The following is a 20,448-nucleotide window of genomic DNA, read 5'->3' on the forward strand; positions in this document are numbered from 1 at the left end:
TTTCCGGTGATTCCATAAAAAAAGCTGCTTCTGTAATGGAAGCAGCTTTTTTTTATACTCTTTTTTGGCGCCGCTCCATGGCAGCACGAATGGCCTCCGGTGTACCGGGAGGCACGGCATCAATCAATTTCTGTGTATAGGGATTCTGTGGATTTAAATACAACGCTTCTGAAGGCCCCTGCTCTACAATTTTTCCCTCTTTCATCACCAGGATCCGGTCGCTCATAAACCGGATGACACTCAGATCATGGGAAATGAATATATAGGTCAGATTGCGCGCATCCTGAAGGTCTTTGAGCAGATTCAGAATCTGTGCCTGCACGGATACATCCAAAGCCGATACAGATTCATCACAAATAATAAACCGGGGATCTACCGCCAACGCGCGCGCGATACAGACCCGCTGCCGCTGACCACCGGAAAACTGGTGCGGGTATCGGTCAAAAAAGGAAGCGGACAATTGCACCTTCTCCAGTAATTCTTCTGCGCGGGCCTTTCGCTCCCGTGCATTACCGCCAATGCCATGTACAGTCATGGGCTCCATAATGGCTTCCCCCACAGGAATCCGGGGATTGAGCGAACTGTAAGGGTCTTGAAAAATAATTTGCATATCCCGGCGCATTGGCCGAAGCGCTGCCGGGCTCAAAGAAGTCAGATCTTTTCCCTGAAATATGACTTTCCCGCCCGTAGGGTCGATCAGACGAAGTATGGTACGGCCTAATGTCGTTTTTCCACATCCTGATTCGCCTACCAGTCCGACTGTCTCGCCAGGATAGACAACCAGACTCACATCATCTACCGCTTTTACCACTTGCTCTTTCGTAGCAAAAAAGCCTTTCTTCGAGGTATAGTGTTTGACAAGATTTTCCACAACCAGCAGGGGGGATTTTTCCTGAATGGTTACCTGCCGATCCGGATTCTTCGGTTCAATGACGGACTGGGTGTGATTCATAAAATCTTCCACCGTACGCAAGCGCCGCATATGGATATTGGCATTGGGGCGACAGGAAAGCAAACCCTGCGTGTACAAATGTTTGGGGTGTTGGAAAATTTGCTCTACTGCCCCTCTCTCTACGGCTTCGCCTCTGTACATCACCAATACATCGTCGGCAATTTCCCCTACCACACCCAGGTCATGTGTGATAAATATGATCGCCATTCCATATTGCGCCTGCAACTGTTCCATCAGGCGGAGAATGCTCTTCTGCACCGTTACATCCAATGCGGTGGTCGGTTCATCTGCAATCAATATGGCAGGATGACAACTCATCGCCATCGCGATCATGACCCGCTGTTTTTGTCCACCAGAAATCTGGTGAGGATAGGCATGATACAGTTGTTCTTTCCGGGGCAATTCTACCTGGTCAAACAATTCCAGTGTCCGCTGGTGTGCTTCTTCTCTTGAAAGTTGTTTATGAAGTCTCAGCACTTCACTTACCTGTTCTCCACAGGAAAAAACGGGGTTAAGAGAAGTCATTGGCTCCTGAAAAATCATGGAAATCTGATTCCCCCTGATTTTCTGCATATCAGCAGCAGACGCCAGGAGCAGATTTTTTTGTATATCACCCCCGTTTGAGAATAAGATTTCGCCATTCGGAGTAAATGCATAATCGGGCAGCAATTTCATGATGGACAAAGCAGTAACGGATTTTCCACTACCTGACTCGCCTACAATCCCCAGGGTTTTTCCCTTTTCAAGGTGGAAATTTACATTCTTTACTGCGGATACGGTTCCCTCGCGTGTTCGAAATTCTGTAGAGAGATTTTTTACTTCAAGTATGTACTCAGCCGGCATTTTACTGATTTTGGATCAGCAAACTACGAAGTGAGGCAATAACAACGAAGACTTTTTTATATTCGTAATATCTAAAAACTGATTTTGAAAAACGAACATAAAACCCTGCTTCGTCAATTGGCGGTTCCTGCGATCATTTTAGTCGGCATGTGGCTGGTTTTTGGGGTAGAGTGGCTCACAGGAAAGAGTTTTTCCTTTCTGGGGATTTTACCCAGAAAACTGGCGGGATTGCCGGGAATTGTACTCTCCCCTTTTATCCACGGCGACCTGGGGCATATCACGTCCAATTCCATTCCTATTTTTGTACTTTCTGCGGGGTTATTCATCTTTTACCAAAAGATTGCGGGGCAGGTTCTGTCCATTCTATGGCTGGGAACCGGGATATGGGTCTGGATCGCGGCGCGTTCCAGTTTTCACATTGGGGCAAGTGGATTGGTTTATGCCCTGGTATTTTTTCTGTTTTTCAGCGGGGTATTCCGAAAAGAAACCCAATCGATGGCGATTGCTCTGATTGTGGCCCTGTTTTATGGAAGTGCGGTATGGGGGATATTGCCGATTCAGGAAGGCGTTTCATGGGAATCACATCTGTTTGGCGCTTGTGTTGGAACCATCGTTGCCTTTTTCTTTCGAAAGTCAGGACCTCAGCGAAAAACATATGATTGGGAAGAAGAGTCTGAAGAAGAGGAGCCGAGAGACGCCATTGAGCCGTGGAATTATCGTACCCTTTTTCCTCCACCGGATGGGTTTACGTATCCCCCAAAATAAAAAGGCTGCTCACCAGGAACAGCCCAATTATTACTGCGAGAATATAATTAACAATTAATGCTTGTGAAAAGCGAGGATCGGAACGGATCCGTCCCGGGTCATTTCACGCGTGAAGCCCGGGTTGGAGAACAAATTCCTCCAGGAAAATTTTTTCCGGTTGATCATCGCCAAAAGATTGATATTATTCTGATTTACAAATTTTTTGATTCCGCTGAGCGGGTCTGCATGGTCAAAAAACTTATAATAGACCTTAGGATAATCGAGCGTGTCGGAGATCGTTTTTTCCAAACTATGGAGATACTTTTCATTACCACCGGCAGGCTCCTGGCTGTTGACATGAACAATCGTCAGCTTTGCATCAAACATTGCTGCGATGCCTTTTACCTGGCTGATTACATTTGAATCATAGTCAGTTAAATCCACTGCATAGGTAATATGCTGTATTTCATCAAAACCACGTTTGGCCGGAACAATAAAAACCGGGGTATGTACGCCTTCAATCAATCTGGAAGCCATTGCTGTACGGAAGTAGCCCCTTAATCCCGGCGAGGCATGGGTTCCCATAATAACCAGTTCGTACGCATTCGATTGTGTTTCGCGAACGATTTCGTATATGGAGCTGCTTTCTCCAAATTTAAATTCAAACTGAATATTGCGGGCGGCAAGGGATTCCCAGATTTTTGCTGCGGCTGAAGCAATAGACTCATTTCTTATTTCCGCTATCATGGTGTCAGACCCCAGATCAGAGGAGAATATTCGCTGATTTTTGTTTTTCAACAGCCGAGAACCACCTGCATAAAAAACAGTCAATACAGCACTGGATTTAACAGCGACTGAGGCTGCATAGCCCAAAACATTTTCGTAGTCTGAGCGGAGATTAACAGGGGCGAGGATTCTTTTCATCTAAGTCTGTGTTTGTTCGAATGACAGTTGTTTATTTTTTTTATACAACTGTTTCGGGTTAAAAATAGTTACGAAATCGATTTATATCAGGGAAACCACTTACCCATTTAACGTGATTGGGCATTTAAAAGATGCTAGTGAAATGCGATTTTTTGGGTACAAAGCATTAATTTTCCTAACATCCGGGTTCAAGAGGAATTTCCGTTGAAAGTATCTCCGAAAATCTGGTATTTTCTGTATTTTCCTGTGAATTTGAATCTACAAACCTTCGCTTATTTGGTTATGAAACGTCAACTTTTCCATTTCTACTTACATTTTGTCCTGATTCTTACGCCAGTGTTTCTTTCTGCCCAGGCACGGCCACAACTTTCCGGACAAAATCTTTTCCTTTCTTCAGAAAACCATGATTGGATGATCCTCAAACCGGGGATAAATCTTTCTTCAGGTGAACTCATTCAGCACCTCACCGAAAAGCAGGATGAAACCCTGGAATGGACTGATGCAAACTGGGATGAACAGGGATTTTTGCATAACCGTTTCCAACTCTACCATGCCGGAATACCTGTAGAGTTTGCCGTTTTATTTACCCATGAGCGAAATGGTCGGGTAGAAAAAGCGAATGGATTCCTGCCTTCCCTTCAGGTTGAAAATGCCGTACAACAGATTTCAGCGGAAACCGCGATTGAGCAGGCGCTTGCCCACATCGGTGCAGAGAAGTATATGTGGGAATGGCCGGGTGTTACGCAGGTGATCCGGGATATCAGAAATGATTCTTCTGCGACATTTTATCCACAGCCGGAATTATTGCTTACAGATACTGATTTTAAATGGGAAACGCCCGTTTACCGGCTGGCCTGGAAAATGGAAGTCTTTACGGCCCTCCCCTATGGCTCTCAGTTGATTTACATCGATGCTTTGGATGGTTCGGTCATCAAGTCGCTCAACACACTCCAGACGACTGACAAACCCGGCACAGCAGAAACCAAATACCACGGAACCCGCCCGATTGTAGCAGATTCCTTCGAAAACGGCTATCGGCTCCGGGAGTTCAGCCGCGCCAGTCAGGGAATTGAAGTCCGCGATCTGAATAACTCCACCAACCTGGCAACTGCGGTGGATATGACAGATGACGACAATAATTGGAATAATATCAATCCCCAATGGGATGAATATGCCACGGATGTGCATTGGGGGCTCGAGATGACGTATGACTATTTTTTCCAAAAATACCAGCGGGACAGCTATGACGCCAATGGTGCAAAGATGATTGTTTATGTCCATTTTGATGCGCCGGCTTCCTCCACTGCATTCTGGAATGTATCCTATGGAGGATTTGGTGACAATAACGGATCCCCCCACGCCAGTATCGATGTAGTCGGCCACGAAGTAACACATGGCATCATCCGAAGTAGTGCAGGCAACCTCGTCTATATCGACGAGGGGGGAGCATTAAATGAAGGGCATGCAGATATTTTCGGGAAAGCCGTTGAGCATTATACTGATAGCGCCAACTTCTCCTGGATCATGGGGCAGCGGTCAGGAAACCCGATTCGTAGCCTTGCCAACCCCAATTCCTATGGCGACCCTGACACCTACAAGGGTACTTTCTGGGCAACCGGCGACCCGGACAATGGCGGCGCCCATACCAATGCCAATGTGCTTACCCATTGGTTTTATCTTCTGTCTGAAGGGGGAACCGGTACAAATGACAAAGGAAAAACCTATCAGGTCAATGGCGTCGGCATCGACCATGCCGCCCAGATTGTTTACAGAAATCTCACCACATACCTGACACCCACTGCGCAGTTTAGCGATGCCCGGCAGGGATTGATCTGGGCTGCGGAGGATTTGTTTGGAAAATGCTCAGAAGAAGTGATACAAACGATGAATGCCTGGTACGCGGTAGGCATCGGCGACACGGTTCGCAATGAGGATCTTTCTGTCATTGAAATTCAACCGGTTTCGGACTGTCTGCCCGGGTCTGCAGAACCGATCACTGTGACTGTCATGAATTGGGGTTGTACCGATATCTCCGCCGGTGATCTTCAAATGGTGTATTTTATCAAAGACCCTGCGACAACTGTGGTAGAAAATATTGCCATTCCCAATGGCATTCCCGGGTTATCGACGGCAACGCTTACTTTTCCGACTCCTGCCAACCTGAGCCCGGCCAAAGATTACGAAATCACAGCCAGAACCCTGTATATTCCCGATCCTGACAAAACAAATGATCTTTCACCGCCTATGATTGTGAAAAGCAGATTTCCATTTGGTGAACAGACGATTTCTTTTGAAACCAGTTCGTGGATTGATTCCATCTCATTCGTTGCCGGTGAAGAAGCAGAAATCAGCATTTCCCCTGAGGCAGGAAATGGCGGAGGTATGGGCATTTTAATGGAGGGCGGCTATGGATTTAACTACCGGTTTGTCGAATCTTTTCCTTTATGGGGAGGGCCGGCTATCGATTTATTTGACTACAACCCGGCATTTTACAGCGCGGCCTGTATTTGTGTTGACGCCTCGCAAATGTATCAAATGAACCTTTCCTTCGATCTGAAACAACATTACTCAAACTTTTTTGCGCCTAAGTTTAGTGCAGAGTTTGGGAACCTGCGAGACTCCATGATGCGCAGAAACGCCAACAATCTCAAAGTAACGGCCAACGGCACTACGCTGGCATGGTATCGCCCCGAAACAAAGGATCAGGATACATTTATGACCCACAGCCTGGACCTGGGCAATTTTGCAGGGCAGATTTTTCCGCTATGTTTTGAATCCAAAGCTGTCTGGCGTAAAGCAGATGATTTTGAGGGAATCGGTGACCGGGTTTTTATTGACAATATCCGCCTGGAAGGAATTTTCACCGCAAACGAACCGGAAGCAGGCCTTGCTTATTTTAGCCTGTTTCCCAATCCGGCATCAGACGAAATTTTCATCCAGACTCATCAGGGCAGCGTTTTCCCGGCTGATATCAGCATATTGGATCTCATGGGCAAAAGCTTACCCCATACCGCCACCTCGGTTTCACCAGATCGGGTAAAATTGGATACCCGGCAGCTTTCTCCAGGTCTCTATATCGTAAAGATTAATTCCGGGGAAAAAGTCTATAGCGAAAAAGTTATCAAATATTAGAGAAATCCGGTGGCAGAGGCTCCCGAAGCTCCGGATTTCTGCCCACGGATTGCAACAAAAGCTATTTCGACTTTTTCATCAACTCACTGAGTTTGTCAAAGTCCTTCTTAAAAAATATACCAATACCTGCTTTGTTGGTATTGTTTTGCTGACGAAGATCGAGGCTTTCCCGGTTAAAGACTTCAAGTACAAGCTCGGTAGGCTTCGCTCCGACCTGTCCTTCTTCTCCTTTTTTGGGAAGAAGGCGGATGTTCATACTAATATTGCCCAATGCAAAATTGGAACCGGGCCCGACCAGCGTTCCATCTCGCTCGAGCGTAACGCGGTCATTAAAGAGCTTTGCGGAAACCAGCAGGTTCACATCCTGAAAATTGGTTGTGTTGACGTTGACGCTTACTTTATCGCTCATCACCTGCGAAAGCCAATAATTGAGCTGATTACTTAGCAATTCTGATACACTGGTCGTGACACCTGTACCCGCACCACTTTCAGCAAGGAGCCCGCCTGTAGGGGCAAAGCGGTTAAATACCATCAGGCTGAATACCTGTTTATTGAGTTCCTGCTCATCGTACTCGATATTTTTCAGGTAGGAGGCGATCTGAGATATCCCCTGCTCCGAAAGATTGGGTAAGTTGATCGACAGCTGAATTTCGGGTTGCAGCAGCAAACCTTGCAGATGCATCAGTACCTGAACCGGAACACGGATCGAGCGATCTTCCCGCAACAGATCTTTGATGTCTGCATTCAATGCATAAATCGCGTCAATGTTCAGTTCTGCGCCAAATGGGTCCCCTGTCCATTTGATCATGCCTCCGGGTTTTACCTGAAATTTTTTATTCAGGACGTTTTGGGCGGTAAACAAGTATTCACCGCGTTTTACTTCATAATCACCAAACATGGTAAATTCCCCATCTTCGGTAACTTTGAGATTAAGCACACCTTCCCCTCTTCCCTGCATGATATCGCCCACTTTTTCGTCAAAAATGAGGTCTATCTGAATATCTTCTGTGGCGATGGCGGTGAGATTCAGTTCGAATCCCTGAAGTCCGGTTTTGATTTTGCCCTGTTCATACAATTTGTCTGTCGTAAAATGCACAAATTCCGGCTTTCCCAGATCGTCTTCATAGGAGATGGGAATACGCAAACGGCTTTTAGGACCAGAAGAGGCAATGGCCTGTATGGTGAGCTTTTCGAGGTTTCCGGTAATATCAGCAATGCCATTTTTGACATACATCGTACCGTAAAAGAGATCATTGTCTTCTTTACCTGTATTCATGACCAGAAAATTTTTAACCTGATCAAGCTGCAGGTCAAACTCAAATTCACGTAACCCTCTGTGTCGAATAACCCCGTGAAAATCAGCATGATTGCGTTCGGGGTCATACAGGGTAATGCGGGGAAATGTGATCCGGTCGTTGTCGAAATATATCTTCCCATCAAAGGAATAGCGGGTCTGGAAATACTCCACCCCGAATCCAGCTTCTTCAAAATGGCCAATCCCATTGACTTTCAGGTTTTTGACATTCCCTCTGATGGTAAATTCTTCCAGCTCGACGTTCCCTTTTATTTCAAATAACTGGGTTTTTACGAAAGGATAAATATAATCGAGCGGGAATCCACTTTGCGTGATCAGATTAAAATCAATCGGTGCAATGGAGTCCGGGAAAGCGTATTTTCCGACTAAAGTCAGGGTAGTGTCGCCTTCAGCGATCAGATTGGCACGTAGATGAAGATCACCCTGGGATTGCAGCCAGTCTGAATTGACAAACACCTCTCCGTAGTCAAATCCATCCAGTTGGAATTGCTCAACTTTAAATAAGCCATCAAAACCCGGATCATCCAATACATGGTGCAAAGCAACGTCTGCGCTAATCTTCCCTGAAGGAGAAAATGGTAAAGGGTAAAAATCGTTGATGGCATTTATTTCCAATTGCCCTAAATCTATATTCAGCACAGAATTAATATCCGCAGAAACTACCCCATCAAGTCGCAGGTAGCTATTCTCATCTTCCAGCATCAGGTTTCTGATATCGAGTGATTTCTGGTCATAGATAAATTTGTGCCCATTATTAAACTGGAGTTCCTGCCCTCTTACCACCAATCGGGAAGAGACCGGGTCAATACTGGCCTCAATTCTTCCTCCGGGAAAAAATCCTGCAATCAGTTTTAACCGGAAATCGTTGTCCTGAAGATGTTGTTTAGCGGTAAGATCTGCTGAAAGCGTATCCTGTTTACCCTGTAAATCGAGCGAAACCTGATCAAAGCTAAGATCTGGTCCAATTTTGACTGTATCGCTATAAATCCCCCCGGCAATATTCAACTGGTTTTTATCACTTTGTTTTAGGAGATTGAGGTCTGCCCGGATGTTTTCCGCTGCTACCTGATGATAATAAACAGAATCGATATCGAGAGATATCAATGCCTGGTCATATTTACTGAATTGCAGCTGGCCTAATATAGAGGAACCCGGAGAAATAAAAATAGGTTGATTGAGGAAGGTGAATATTTGATTGATACTATCTCTTGTAGCAATGCCAAAACGCATATCTGTTTCTGTAGAGTCTGTGATTTTCCCGGCATAGTAGGCCTGAATCAGACTGTCATCATTGGCAAAATAGAGGGAACTCTCATACCCCAGCCTTCGGGTAAGCGCCAGGGCATTTTTGATGGAAAAATCTCCGGCAATATCTGCATCGAGGATACTGCTTTTCAGATTGATGTATTTATAATTATAGCGGTTTTGATCAGAAGTAAATAACAGATCGGGGACTCTGATTTCCGAAGAATCTGAAGGCCGGAATAGCGACATCTGTGACATTCGCAACTCCCCATTCATTTCCTCCAAAGAGTCGCCCTTCAGATCCACATGCAGATCAGCGGAGACCATAATGGTATCTGTGTACATTTTGTAACGCCAAAGATTCAGATTTTTGACCACGCCATCTACCTTATAGACTGCCGGAGATTGTGCCATATCCAAATCCACCTGCACATTCACACTCCCTTCACCATCACTGCCAATCAGATGGCCTGCCAAAATGTGATCGGAAACTTTCACATCGCCATATATTGAGTCCACATAATATCCAATAAGATCAGAATCTGTGATTCGGGCATCAAAATAAGTGTCTATATCATCTAAACTCAGGCCTTTTCCTTTGACTTTTCCCTCAAAATTTAGTCGGGAGGATATTTTTTGATCTATCAATGACAACTTATCCACATCCAGTTCCTTCGTGGTAACAAATCCCTCATACGTAAGTACTCTTACTACAGGCGGCAATTTTATATGGAGATTTCCATTCACAGCCCCCAGATCAGTGGCCGTTTTTGCATTAATGAGAAAGTCATAAAATCCCCCTTTAAGACTACCAGTCATAGAAAGTGTCTGAAGTGTCTTGAGCATATTGGGGAGTTTGACAGAAGGAAGGAGCGCCTCTATTTCGGGCAAAAATATCCGGCTTTCCTGAACCCTGATATCGATAGAAGCTTTATCCGGATCAAGATATCCCAATAAGTCTATATCTGCACGTACACGCGTTTGGTTGAGATATCTGGCAAAAAATCCACGTGCGTGAATTTCATTGCGGTTTCCATTCACCTGCCCTTCCCCCCTGATAACTCCCGAAAGCGGCAATGGGTTGGAAATAAAATAGTTTACCAGCGCTACCTCCAACCGGGAATCCTTTAATTTGATTTCAAAATTTTCGTTAAAATCACGGTCAATCAGTTGGCGGAAAGTAGTGTTGGGGAACCATATATCTCCCTTAATCCAGGTATTGCCCGTTTTCAGGGAGAGGTCAGACAACTCCACAAAGGGAACATCTCCGGAAAGGTCTGCCGGATCAGGCTTTTCGCCAGTGACCAGGAAGGTGCTAAAATGCTCTAGTTTAAGTCCGGTAAAGTTTTCAATTGCAGAAATCTGATTGAGGTACATTTCCACTTTTCCGGTTGATTCCAGTAAAAGGGAAAAATCGGTTTCAATAGAATCCAGTTGGATATGGCGCAGATTGATCCGGTCGGCGTACAATGAGTCAAAATCCTCCGCCGTAGAATCAGCAAAAATAAATTGGCCATTTTCAATATGAACAGCGGCAATATCTATGACAAAGCCTGACTTTTCTACGTCAGTGGTATCATTGGAGAGGAAATTTTCCAGAATACAGTTTAGATTAAAGAGACTATCTGCCCGCGTTCTGGAAAGAAAGATTTCGGGGCCTATCAGATCTACCCCACTGATTTTAAACCGTTTGGTTTCTGTTGGTTTGAAGAAAACATTCCACAGAGAAAAACTAAGCATATTCACTTTCAGTCTTTCAATTTTTACCAAAGGCAACCCCTGGCAATCTTCAACAGAAACACTTTCAAACACACCTTTATAGGGAAAAGCCATGCTGACTTTTTCAATCTGCACACGGGTGCCCAGGTACTCTGACATATACCCTTGTGTGTGCATGACCAGCCAGGTTTGTACCCTGGGAAAAGACACAAGCATACTAAGGCCGAGAAACAGCATTACAAAGAGGCCCACTCCCCCTGCCACATACCTCAATATTTTCCAAAAAGATTTCTTCAAATCAAAACCTTAAAACTACGAATATACATTCCCATTGTGTTCAACGATGGAATAAAGACAAAGATTTCGGTGAAAAGTGGATTTTAACTGCAATATCCGCAGATATTTATAATTTTGGGGCATAATGCCGATTATTCTTGCCATAGAATCTTCCTGTGATGAAACTTCATCCGCCGTCATTCGCGACGGCCGTATATTGGTGAATCTGATCAGCTCACAACTCGCTCATAGCGAGTATGGGGGCGTCGTACCAGAACTTGCCTCCCGGCTACACCAGCAACAAATCATCCGGGTAGTGCAACAATCACTTTCAACGGCAAAAATCTCCCTTCAGGAACTGGACGCCATTGCTTTTACCCGGGGCCCGGGACTACTTGGGGCGCTGCTGGTTGGGACATGTTTTGCAAAATCTCTGGCCTACGGCCTGAATTTGCCCCTCATTGAGGTAAATCATATGCAGGCGCATGTACTGGCAAATTTCATTTCTGACAATCCGCCCGAATTTCCCTTCCTGTGCCTGACCGTATCAGGCGGGCATACCCAGCTTGTACTTGTGCGCAGCCACCAGGATATGGAGATCATCGGTAAAACTATCGACGATGCCGCTGGAGAAGCCTTTGACAAAGCCGCAAAAATCATGGGACTTCCCTACCCTGGCGGACCGCTGATCGACAAGTATGCCAGTTCCGGAAACCCAAAAGCGTTTTCTTTCCCCCGCCCGGATATCGGAAGGTATGAATTTAGCTTCAGCGGGCTGAAAACTTCCATACTATACCTGATCAGAGATCATTTGAAAGAAAACCCTTCCTTTTTGCAGGAGCGTCTGGAAGATCTTTGTGCCAGTTATCAGGATAAAATTGTGAGTATTTTGCTGGAAAAATTCCACCTTGCAGCCAAAGATTTTGGGGTTAAGCATCTGGCCATTGCAGGAGGAGTTTCTGCCAACTCCGAACTCAGGAGAAGATTTGAAACCATGTGCAGGAAAGAAGGATGGACTGCACACATACCTGCATTTGAATACTGCACAGACAATGCGGGCATGATTGCTATTGCCGGGCACTTCAAGTTTCTTTCCGGTGATTTTACAGATTTAAAAGCAATTCCATTTACCAGAGAAGGGAAAGAGTGATAGAATAATTACCTGAATTCCTTTCCCGGATTGAACTATATTTACCGGCAATGAAGCTGAGTCTATTCCGAATATATTTTCTTGCTACCCTGCTGGCCCTTCTTCCGGGTTTGGCAATTGGGCAAACGGGCGTGATTAAGGGGAAAGTAAAAGACCCCAACAATGACCCGATTTCAGATGTTTCCATTGTCGTGCTGGATTTTCAGCCGGAAGTGAAGATTCGAAGCGATGCGGAGGGCAATTACTCTCTGAAACTTCCCTCCGGCCGTGTGTACCGGATCCAGTTTTCACATGTTGCCTATATCAATGCGGTTCTGGAACAGGAAGTCGCTGACGGACGGGTTTACGACCGTCCGGTTAAGATGATTTCCCGGGCTGTTGCAGATGTAGAAATCATCGGAGAAAAGGCCCCCACCAGTATCGATGATCGCAGCGCGATGCTGGTATCTCCCATTAAAATGGAAAAATTGCTGGAAATGCCATCCGTAGCGCCCAGTGTGGAAGCTTTTACCAAATACCAGCCGGGAGTCGCCACCACCTCCGAATTTACCTCACAGTATCAGGTGCGAGGCGGGAATTATGATGAGAACCTCGTGTATGTCAACGGAATCGAAATCTACCGCCCCTTTCTTACCCGTTCGGGTCAGCAGGAAGGCTTGGGCTTTTCCAACGCAAGTATGGCCCAGGGACTAAAATTTAGCACAGGAGGTTTTGGCGCAGAATATGGAGACAAAATGTCTTCCGTGCTTGATATCGATTACCGCCGCCCTAAAGATTTTAGAGGAACCGCCGAAATTGGCATCATCAGCACAAATCTCCATGCGGAAGGAATAAGCAGGAATAAAAAAGATCCTGCAAAACCCGGCCGTTTTACCTGGCTTATGGGCGCGCGCCGTTTTTCGATGTCCTATTTACTCAATAGTCTTGAAACCAGGGGGGATTATCGCCCCAGCTATCTTGATTATCAGGGGATGTTTACCTTTACGCCCAAATCCAAATATTATAAACCCCGGTACACAGTTGTCAATGGAGATACGACAGATGTCCTCTATTACCCCAACGAAAAACTTACCTTCACTTCTTTTTTTGCTGTCACCCAAAATCAGTATCGGTTTGATCCAACCGGGCAAGAAACCACTTTCGGCACTATTCAGCAGGCTTTCCGGCTAAGAGTGGCCTTTGAAGGGCGGGAAATCAGTTCCTATACTACCGGACTGGGGGCACTTATGGCTGAATACAAACCCCATACGCGACTTCAGTTTAATTATATTGTCACGGGTTTTAAAACCGAAGAAAGCGAATTATTTGATGTCGAAGGCGGTTATCTGCTCGGTGAAGTAAACACCAATTTCGGTTCCGACGAGTTTAACGAAACAGAGTTTGATCTGGGCATCGGCACACAGTTTCGGCATGCCCGAAACTATCTTGACGCATTTGTATTCAGTGCAGAAACCAACGGCCGCTGGACCAACAACAATAGTGCGACCCACCGCTTGTTGTTTGGCCTGAAATATCAACATCAAATCATTAATGACGATGTGAAAGAATATTCGGCACTCGACTCGGCCGGTTATCTGGTTGATTCTACCGGTCAGTTTGGGCTGGACGAATATATTCGCGGTAAAATCACCCTGGAGAACAATCTGTATAAGGCCTATTTACAGCACGAATGGCTGCTCACCCCCCAAATCACCCTGATCAGTGGATCAAGATTGCTCTATTATGACCAAATCGACCGGTGGATGTTTAGCCCACGGGTGCAGTTGCTGATTAAGGCTATGGAGGAAAAAAACGGAGAAACACAATTGCGGTTCAGATTGGCAAGCGGTCTTTATCAACAGCCTCCCTTTTACAGAGAATTTCGCAGGCTCGACGGGACAGTCAATACCAACCTGAGGGCGCAGAGCTCGCTTCACTTCATTGCCGGGATGGATTACCGGTTTTATGCATGGAACAGACCTTTCCGCCTGTTTTCTGAAGCTTACTATAAACGATTGTACAATCTTATCCCTTATGAAGTCCAAAATGTCCGGATTCGCTATTATCCCGACCAGATTGCCGACGGATATGCCATGGGGATCGACGCCCGGCTCAATGGAGAGTTTATCAAAGGGATTGATTCATGGGTAAGTGTAGGTTTGCTGAAAACGGCAGAGGATATTGAGGGCGATGACCGAGGATATATTCCGCGCCCCACAGATCAGCGTTTTACCTTCGCCATGTATTTTCAGGATGAATTACCGGTCAACCCCACGTACAAAGTCCATGTGAGTTATGTATATGGAAGTGGTATGCGTTTTGGACCACCCAATAATTTTGATTTGCGCACCTTTTACGATTTCCCCGCTTACCATCGTGTGGATATAGGTTTTAGCAAACTCATTTCATTTATCACCGGGGGAGAACGAAATAATAAAAAAGGCGTAGAGTCCATCTGGGCAACTGTCGAGATTTTCAATCTGCTTCAGCGTGAAAATACTGTTTCCTATGTATGGATAAAAGATTTGCAAAACCGGGCTTTTGCCGTTCCCAATCATCTTTCAGCACGGTTGCTCAATGCCCGTATTATTATCAAATTCCGTTAATTTCTTACATGGTTATAAGCAAACCAAAATTGATTCGTACTTTTTGTAAACGTAAACCCTGACAGACGTCTAATGATAGGGATAATACAATGAGAATATTTTTGGTCGAAGACAATCCGGGGGACGTCGTACTTACAAGAGAAGCACTAAAGGAGATTATTGGGCGGGAATTTCAAATGGATGTCGCCACGGACGGTGCACTTGCTATATCGATGGTAGATGAAATGGAAACAGGCATTGTTTCTGTTCCAGATCTCTTTTTTATTGACCTGAATCTACCAAAAGTCCATGGGAAGTTGGTTCTTGAACATATCCGAAGAATCCATACAACGAAAAATATTCCAGCCATCGTCATCTCCACTTCCAACCGGGCGGAGGACAGACGAATTGTTGAAGAAAACAAGCCGGGGTTTTATGCCATGAAACCCATGAATTACAATGACTTTGTCTTAGTTTTAAGGAAAGCCATAGAAACATTAAATATCGACAACAAAAACTCACTACCGGTGTAAAACGGCAGATGCGTAGTTGTACCAGCTCATCTCTGAGGCAGATGCCGCCACATTTTCACGGGGAATCGGTTTATCCAAAAATTTCAACATCACAGCCGCCATTGAATCAATATCCTCAGGCTCAGCCATATATCCATTATATCCATCGGTAATAGTTTCAGGAAAATGCCCGACCCTTGTTGCAAGTACGGGCATTTGGAAATTGTAGGCCAGCGACTCCACCCCTGAAGGGGTAGCTGTCATATAATAAGTCAGAATAGCGTCGCTGATTTGAAAATACTGATGGACTTTTTCATTGGGCACAAATTCATTTACCACCACACAATGATCGCCAATGCCCAATGCTTCAATGAGTGCAAGCGGATTGTAATTGCGCTCATCATCCGACTTTCGGAGGAAAAGTTTTTTTGCAGCGCCAAAAAGAAAGTTCTTCACCCGGGTCGAGAAGTTTTTCTGATCAAGCGTCTGCCAAAATGATTCCCCTACAATCAACAGAGAAATATCGCTTCTTTGTTTCAGCGCTTTCGCAAATGCCGGAATGACATGGTGAAGCCCTTTGTATTTCCGGATAAAACCAAAAAATAAAAAGACATTGGGCTGCAAGCCAAGTTTTGCTTTCATTCCTTCTACATCAAACCTGGGGTCTGGTGAGAATAAGTTATATACCGGGTGATACAGTTTAATGATTGTTTTACCGCCGGCCGTATCTCTTTGTCCGGTTTCGTTTACAATAAATTTTTCGTTGGGAAAGGTACTTTGCAATTCTCCCGCGGTAGTATATGCATGAGCGATAAAGGTATCGGCAATTTTCAGCCCATAGCGGGTAAAAAATTTATCCAGCACACTCGCTTCTTTTTGCACCAGCACATGCACATCAAACACAATTTCAATATCTGTATGCTTTTTCAGCATTCGGGCGATTCTCCCCATAGGCAAACCCTGCAGGGCAATTGCCCACTGAAATACAACCATATCGGGATTCAGGTCGCGGATAAATTTCCAGGTAGCCCGCCAGGTTCCGGGCCGGTTGTAATTTGTCAGATACGTAACCTTAATATCCGTGCCTTCCAGAAACGACTCTTTACTGGATCTGTCCACAAAATCACGGGGAATAATCGCCGGATATTGCTGGGTCCAGGATACAATATGAACCTCCGTATCGGGAAGTTGATCCAGCGCTTTTGCCAGAGAGGTATTGTAATTGGAAATTCCGCCCTTGAACATTGGGCCTGGCCCAAAACAAACAATTTTTCTCATTTTATTCAGTTCTCAATCGCTCTGCTGTACAGAAGCTTAGGGTTTCAGGTACGTATCCAGCCATTCGAAGAATACCCGGTGCCATAAGACGCCATTTTGTGGCCCCAACACCCAGTGTCCTTCATCCGGGAAATAGAGAAAACGAGCCGGGATATCCTGCATTCGCGCCGCAGTAAAAGCTTGCATTCCCTCACCCAGCGGAACACGAAAATCCTTTTCATTATGAATCACCAGAATAGGCGTATCCCAGTTTGCGGCATACAAATGGGGAGAAAATATTTTGTAGGAAGGGTTGGGCTTGTTTTTCCAATATGGTCCACCCAAATCATGGTTTACAAAAAACAGTTCCTCCGTCGTTCCATACATGCTCTCCAGATTAAATACCCCGCAGTGTGCGATAAAAGCCTTAAATCGTTTTTCGTGATTGCCGGCCAGCCAGTACACTGAGTATCCACCATACGAGGCCCCTACAGCACCCAGACGGTCGGCGTCCACATAAGGTTCTTTGGAAACCGCATCCACTGCGCTGAGATAATCTTTCATGGCCTGCCCGCCCCAGTCACCGCTGATTTCATCATTCCACTGTTGTCCGAAGGAAGGCAAACCCCGACGATTGGGGGCGATGATGATATAGTCATTGGCAGCCATCAGTTGAAAATTCCACCGGTAGGAAAAAGACTGACTGACCGCAGACTGTGGCCCGCCCTGACAGTACAACAGCGTGGGGTATTTTTTATTTTCATCAAACCCGGGAGGAAAAATCACCCATGTGAGCATATCTTCTCCATCGGTAGTTTTGATCATTCTTTTTTCCACTTTCCCCATTGCAAGCTGCTTGAGCAGAAAATCGTTGGCGGTCGTAAGCGGAGTATCTTTGCCTGTTTTCAGATCGACAAGAAATAATTCCTGCGGGGAAGAAAGCGTGGTTTTTGCGGCTACGAGGCCTTTGTCGCCGATATTGAAACTGTTGTAATTATGCTCTCCGGAAGTAATCTGGCGGTATTTTTTACTTTCCACTTCAATACTTGCCAACTGATAGGTTGCCTGTACACCGGTGATAAAATAGATCGTTTTACCATCTGCGCTCCATTGCGGGTGATTGGCTTCCTGGTCGAGGCCTTCTGTAATTTCCTCTTTGTGCAGCGATTGCACATTCATAACAAATATCCGGTTGCGGTCAGATTCAAATCCCGGAGTTTCCATACTGTTCCACGCAAGGTGTTTTCCATCGGGAGAAAACACAGGGTCCAGATCATAGCCCAGCATGCCTTCGGTAAGGTTGGTAGTTTTTTCAGCCTGAAGGTCATAAAGATAGATATCCGAATTGGTGCTGACGGCGAATGCTTTACCGGAGAGTTTTTTGCAGGTATAAGCGATAAGAAAACCATTGGGGCTCCATGCGATTTGTTCAATACCGCCAAATGGGTTCATGGGCGAGTCAAATGGCTCACCATGCATGATATCGATCGGGTCGCCGGTAATTTTTCCGTCTTCATAATCAACCACAAAAATATGACTGTAACTGAAGTCATGCCATTGATTCCAGTGGCGGTACATCAGATCGTCGATAATGCGGGCTTTTGCCAGCGGCAGGTCGGGGTAAAGCTCCGTGACAGTAGAATCGATTTTCACATCCCTGGTATAAAGGATTTTATCACCTGTAGGCGCATAAAGGAAACCCGATATTCCACCTTCCACTTTTGACACCTGCATTTTATTGGACCCGTCGGCGCTCATTTCCCACAATTGGGATGAGCCGGATTCGGAAGAAATAAACCCGATTTTTTTTCCATCAGGCCGCCATTTTGCCTGCGATTCACTGCCTTCAAACGCAGTGATTTTTCTTATTTCACCGCCTGCTGTAGAGACTGTGTACAAATCCCGGTTTCCCTTATTCTCAGCAAGATTATAGCGGGTAATCCCAAACACCACGGTTTTACCGTCGGGGGAGATATCATCCTGAGAAACTCTGCCCATTTCCCAGAGCTTTTCCGGGGTTAGGCGACCCGTCTGGCCAAATCCAGAAAAGGATGCCGTAAAATCAAAAACTGCCAGCAGTAAAAACGCCGGGAATAAACGAATAGCTGTAAAATTCATAACATTCATCTTACCACTTTGTAATTCACAAAAAACACGAATGCCAAATATAGATAAAAGTAAACGGACTGGTCATTCTCCGTTAAAAAAAGTCAATCCGAATCGTTTATTTTGCACCATGATAATTCTCAACGGAAAACTTTATGCCCCGGGTGATCCGGAAGCGACATTCCTTAACCGCTCATTCCGATATGGAGATGGCCTGTTTGAAACTATCAGGATACACAACGGGCATCCACTTTCGCTGGATAGCCACCTCGCGCGGATGACAAATGGAATGAAGGCGCTAAAGTTTGAATTTCAGGCAGATAGCTTTGCTGAAAAAATCACCAGTGAGTTGAGACGAATGATGGAAATAAGCGGAATAGACAAACACGGCAAGGTTTCTCTGCGCATTTTCCGGTCCGGAGAGGGCAACTATAAACCAATCAGCCATTCACCATATTATTTGTTGGAAGGCTATGCATTGAAAGACGATTATTTTCAGTCAAAGGCAACATATACACTCACAGAGTACACAGATATCAGCTTGAATTCCAACCTTTTATCGCCATTCAAAACAACCAGTGCCTTACCCTATGTTATGGCAGCCATCCATGCAGAAGAAAAAGGGTTTGACGAATCGGTTTTGTACTGCAACGGGTATGTTTCAGAGACATCCTCATCCAATATATTTATTATTGAAAAACAGAAAATTCTCACGCCCCCTTTAAGCGCAGGATGTGTGGACGGAATCATGCGGAAGCGGGTAATTCGTCTTGCGGGAGAGCTGAAATTAAACTTTGCGGAAAAAAAGCTCAAGAGCAGGGATCTCTCTCAGGCCGACGAGATTTTCCTGACCAACAGCATGCGGGGAATCATGCCCGTAAGACAATGGAAGGACCAGTTACTGGATGTAAGGGCCTTTACGATGGTTCCTTTTTTAAAAAACTGCCTGATGCAAATGGTCAATTCCGAAACAAAGAAGTAGCCGGTGCCCGATTTGCAAAAAGAACCCGATGGTCAGAAAGTCAAAACTTTCCAAAAACAGAGATTTAAATACGTAATATTTTGCAGAGTGCGAAGCGCAAATGGTAACAAAAAATCCCCAAAGGGGCTTCCAGCGAATGAAAGCGCGGCGGATTGGCAAAGATTTTGGAAAATAGGTTATGATGAAAGGGTAATTATCCCGGTTTGGGGGTTGGAAAAATCAGGAAAACACAGAAATAAAGGCCAAAAGTACAGGTAAAATCTACTACGCATATGTTAAATTTTATTAAAAAATATCGCAGAAAATGGTAGTTTTACCAAAACTCCACCACTACTGATGGCAAAAAAGAAAAGAAATACGGACGGAATCATTTACTCCACAGATCCGGAATATCTTTATGAGGGCATGGAAGATCAGGAGGATGACTCACCTTTTGATCCCAGGAAACAAGACCTCCGGGTAAGTCGTCAAAGACTCAAGGGAAACAAGGTTGTGACGCTTATTACAGGATTTCGAGGGCCCGAATCCGAAATGAAAGAATTGGGGAAAAAGCTAAAAAACACCTGTGGCTGCGGGGGCGCGGTCAAGGATGGAGAGATTATGCTTCAGGGAGATTTTAAGGAAAAGGTGGGCAATGAACTGCAAAAACTCGGGTTTAAATATAAATTTTCAGGTGGATGATTACCCTTGTTAGGTTTTTATATTTTTGGTTTCACTTACTTGCTTG

At 45.2% G+C, this 20,448-nt stretch carries 12 protein-coding genes; 7 read left to right on the forward strand and 5 right to left on the reverse strand.

The window, feature by feature from the left end:
• Window positions 1-52 precede the first annotated feature (52 nt).
• On the reverse strand, window positions 53-1,795 hold the full coding sequence (locus R3D00_17890; GenBank protein ID MEZ4775061.1) for an ABC transporter ATP-binding protein: 1,743 nt from the start codon (window positions 1,793-1,795) through the stop codon (window positions 53-55).
• 84 nt (window positions 1,796-1,879) lie between these two features.
• Between R3D00_17890 and R3D00_17895 the strand changes: the two genes are divergently transcribed.
• Window positions 1,880-2,560: a rhomboid family intramembrane serine protease gene (locus R3D00_17895; protein ID MEZ4775062.1), complete on the forward strand. Its 681-nt coding sequence runs from the start codon at window positions 1,880-1,882 to the stop codon at window positions 2,558-2,560.
• Window positions 2,561-2,614: 54 nt separating this feature from the next.
• Here R3D00_17895 and R3D00_17900 read toward each other — a convergent pair whose 3' ends face one another.
• Window positions 2,615-3,463 (reverse strand): universal stress protein, encoded by an 849-nt coding sequence (locus tag R3D00_17900; protein MEZ4775063.1) that lies wholly within the window; start codon window positions 3,461-3,463, stop codon window positions 2,615-2,617.
• A gap of 282 nt (window positions 3,464-3,745) precedes the next feature.
• Between R3D00_17900 and R3D00_17905 the strand changes: the two genes are divergently transcribed.
• Window positions 3,746-6,595: a M4 family metallopeptidase gene (locus tag R3D00_17905; GenBank protein ID MEZ4775064.1), complete on the forward strand. Its 2,850-nt coding sequence runs from the start codon at window positions 3,746-3,748 to the stop codon at window positions 6,593-6,595.
• Window positions 6,596-6,656: 61 nt separating this feature from the next.
• Here the strand turns inward: R3D00_17905 and R3D00_17910 are convergent, their stop codons facing one another.
• Entirely contained in the window at window positions 6,657-11,171 is a 4,515-nt protein-coding gene (locus tag R3D00_17910; protein ID MEZ4775065.1) for a translocation/assembly module TamB domain-containing protein, read from the reverse strand.
• 124 nt (window positions 11,172-11,295) lie between these two features.
• Between R3D00_17910 and tsaD the strand changes: the two genes are divergently transcribed.
• From tsaD to R3D00_17925, 3 genes are all read left to right on the forward strand, one after another.
• On the forward strand, window positions 11,296-12,300 hold the full coding sequence (gene tsaD, locus R3D00_17915) for a tRNA (adenosine(37)-N6)-threonylcarbamoyltransferase complex transferase subunit TsaD (protein ID MEZ4775066.1): 1,005 nt from the start codon (window positions 11,296-11,298) through the stop codon (window positions 12,298-12,300).
• Between the two features lie 50 nt (window positions 12,301-12,350).
• The gene (locus R3D00_17920) at window positions 12,351-14,885 is read left to right on the forward strand and encodes a TonB-dependent receptor (protein MEZ4775067.1); all 2,535 of its coding nucleotides are present in this window, start codon (window positions 12,351-12,353) and stop codon (window positions 14,883-14,885) included.
• Window positions 14,886-14,974: 89 nt separating this feature from the next.
• Window positions 14,975-15,397 carry a response regulator gene (locus R3D00_17925; GenBank protein ID MEZ4775068.1) on the forward strand — a complete coding sequence of 141 codons (423 nt, stop codon included), beginning with the start codon at window positions 14,975-14,977 and terminating at the stop codon, window positions 15,395-15,397.
• Here the strand turns inward: R3D00_17925 and R3D00_17930 are convergent.
• Both R3D00_17930 and R3D00_17935 read right to left on the reverse strand, forming a co-directional pair.
• The gene (locus R3D00_17930; protein MEZ4775069.1) at window positions 15,386-16,654 is read right to left on the reverse strand and encodes a glycosyltransferase; all 1,269 of its coding nucleotides are present in this window, start codon (window positions 16,652-16,654) and stop codon (window positions 15,386-15,388) included. The two genes, R3D00_17925 and R3D00_17930, sit on opposite strands and share 12 nt — an antisense overlap.
• A gap of 36 nt (window positions 16,655-16,690) precedes the next feature.
• Complete coding sequence (locus tag R3D00_17935) at window positions 16,691-18,751, reverse strand: S9 family peptidase (protein ID MEZ4775070.1); 2,061 nt, start codon at window positions 18,749-18,751, stop codon at window positions 16,691-16,693.
• Between the two features lie 118 nt (window positions 18,752-18,869).
• Between R3D00_17935 and R3D00_17940 the strand changes: the two genes are divergently transcribed.
• Together R3D00_17940 and R3D00_17945 are read left to right on the forward strand one after the other, a co-directional pair.
• A complete protein-coding gene (locus R3D00_17940; GenBank protein MEZ4775071.1) occupies window positions 18,870-19,721 on the forward strand; it encodes an aminotransferase class IV in 852 nt (283 codons plus the stop codon).
• A 336-nt stretch (window positions 19,722-20,057) separates the two neighbouring features.
• Window positions 20,058-20,402, forward strand: a complete 345-nt coding sequence (locus tag R3D00_17945) for a translation initiation factor (protein MEZ4775072.1) — start codon at window positions 20,058-20,060, stop codon at window positions 20,400-20,402.
• The last annotated feature ends 46 nt before the right edge of the window (window positions 20,403-20,448 follow it).

Source organism: Bacteroidia bacterium, from assembly GCA_041391665.1.
Taxonomy (GTDB): Bacteria; Bacteroidota; Bacteroidia; order J057; family J057; genus JAGQVA01.

Coding starts and splice junctions, on each gene's coding strand:
- R3D00_17890 (MEZ4775061.1), bottom strand. CDS start 1,795: ATGCCGGCTGAGTACATACTTGAAGTAAAAAATCTCTCTACAGAATTT.
- R3D00_17900 (MEZ4775063.1), bottom strand. CDS start 3,463: ATGAAAAGAATCCTCGCCCCTGTTAATCTCCGCTCAGACTACGAAAAT.
- R3D00_17905 (MEZ4775064.1), top strand. CDS start 3,746: ATGAAACGTCAACTTTTCCATTTCTACTTACATTTTGTCCTGATTCTT.
- tsaD (MEZ4775066.1), top strand. CDS start 11,296: ATGCCGATTATTCTTGCCATAGAATCTTCCTGTGATGAAACTTCATCC.
- R3D00_17920 (MEZ4775067.1), top strand. CDS start 12,351: ATGAAGCTGAGTCTATTCCGAATATATTTTCTTGCTACCCTGCTGGCC.
- R3D00_17925 (MEZ4775068.1), top strand. CDS start 14,975: ATGAGAATATTTTTGGTCGAAGACAATCCGGGGGACGTCGTACTTACA.
- R3D00_17930 (MEZ4775069.1), bottom strand. CDS start 16,654: ATGAGAAAAATTGTTTGTTTTGGGCCAGGCCCAATGTTCAAGGGCGGA.
- R3D00_17935 (MEZ4775070.1), bottom strand. CDS start 18,751: ATGAATTTTACAGCTATTCGTTTATTCCCGGCGTTTTTACTGCTGGCA.
- R3D00_17940 (MEZ4775071.1), top strand. CDS start 18,870: ATGATAATTCTCAACGGAAAACTTTATGCCCCGGGTGATCCGGAAGCG.
- R3D00_17945 (MEZ4775072.1), top strand. CDS start 20,058: ATGGCAAAAAAGAAAAGAAATACGGACGGAATCATTTACTCCACAGAT.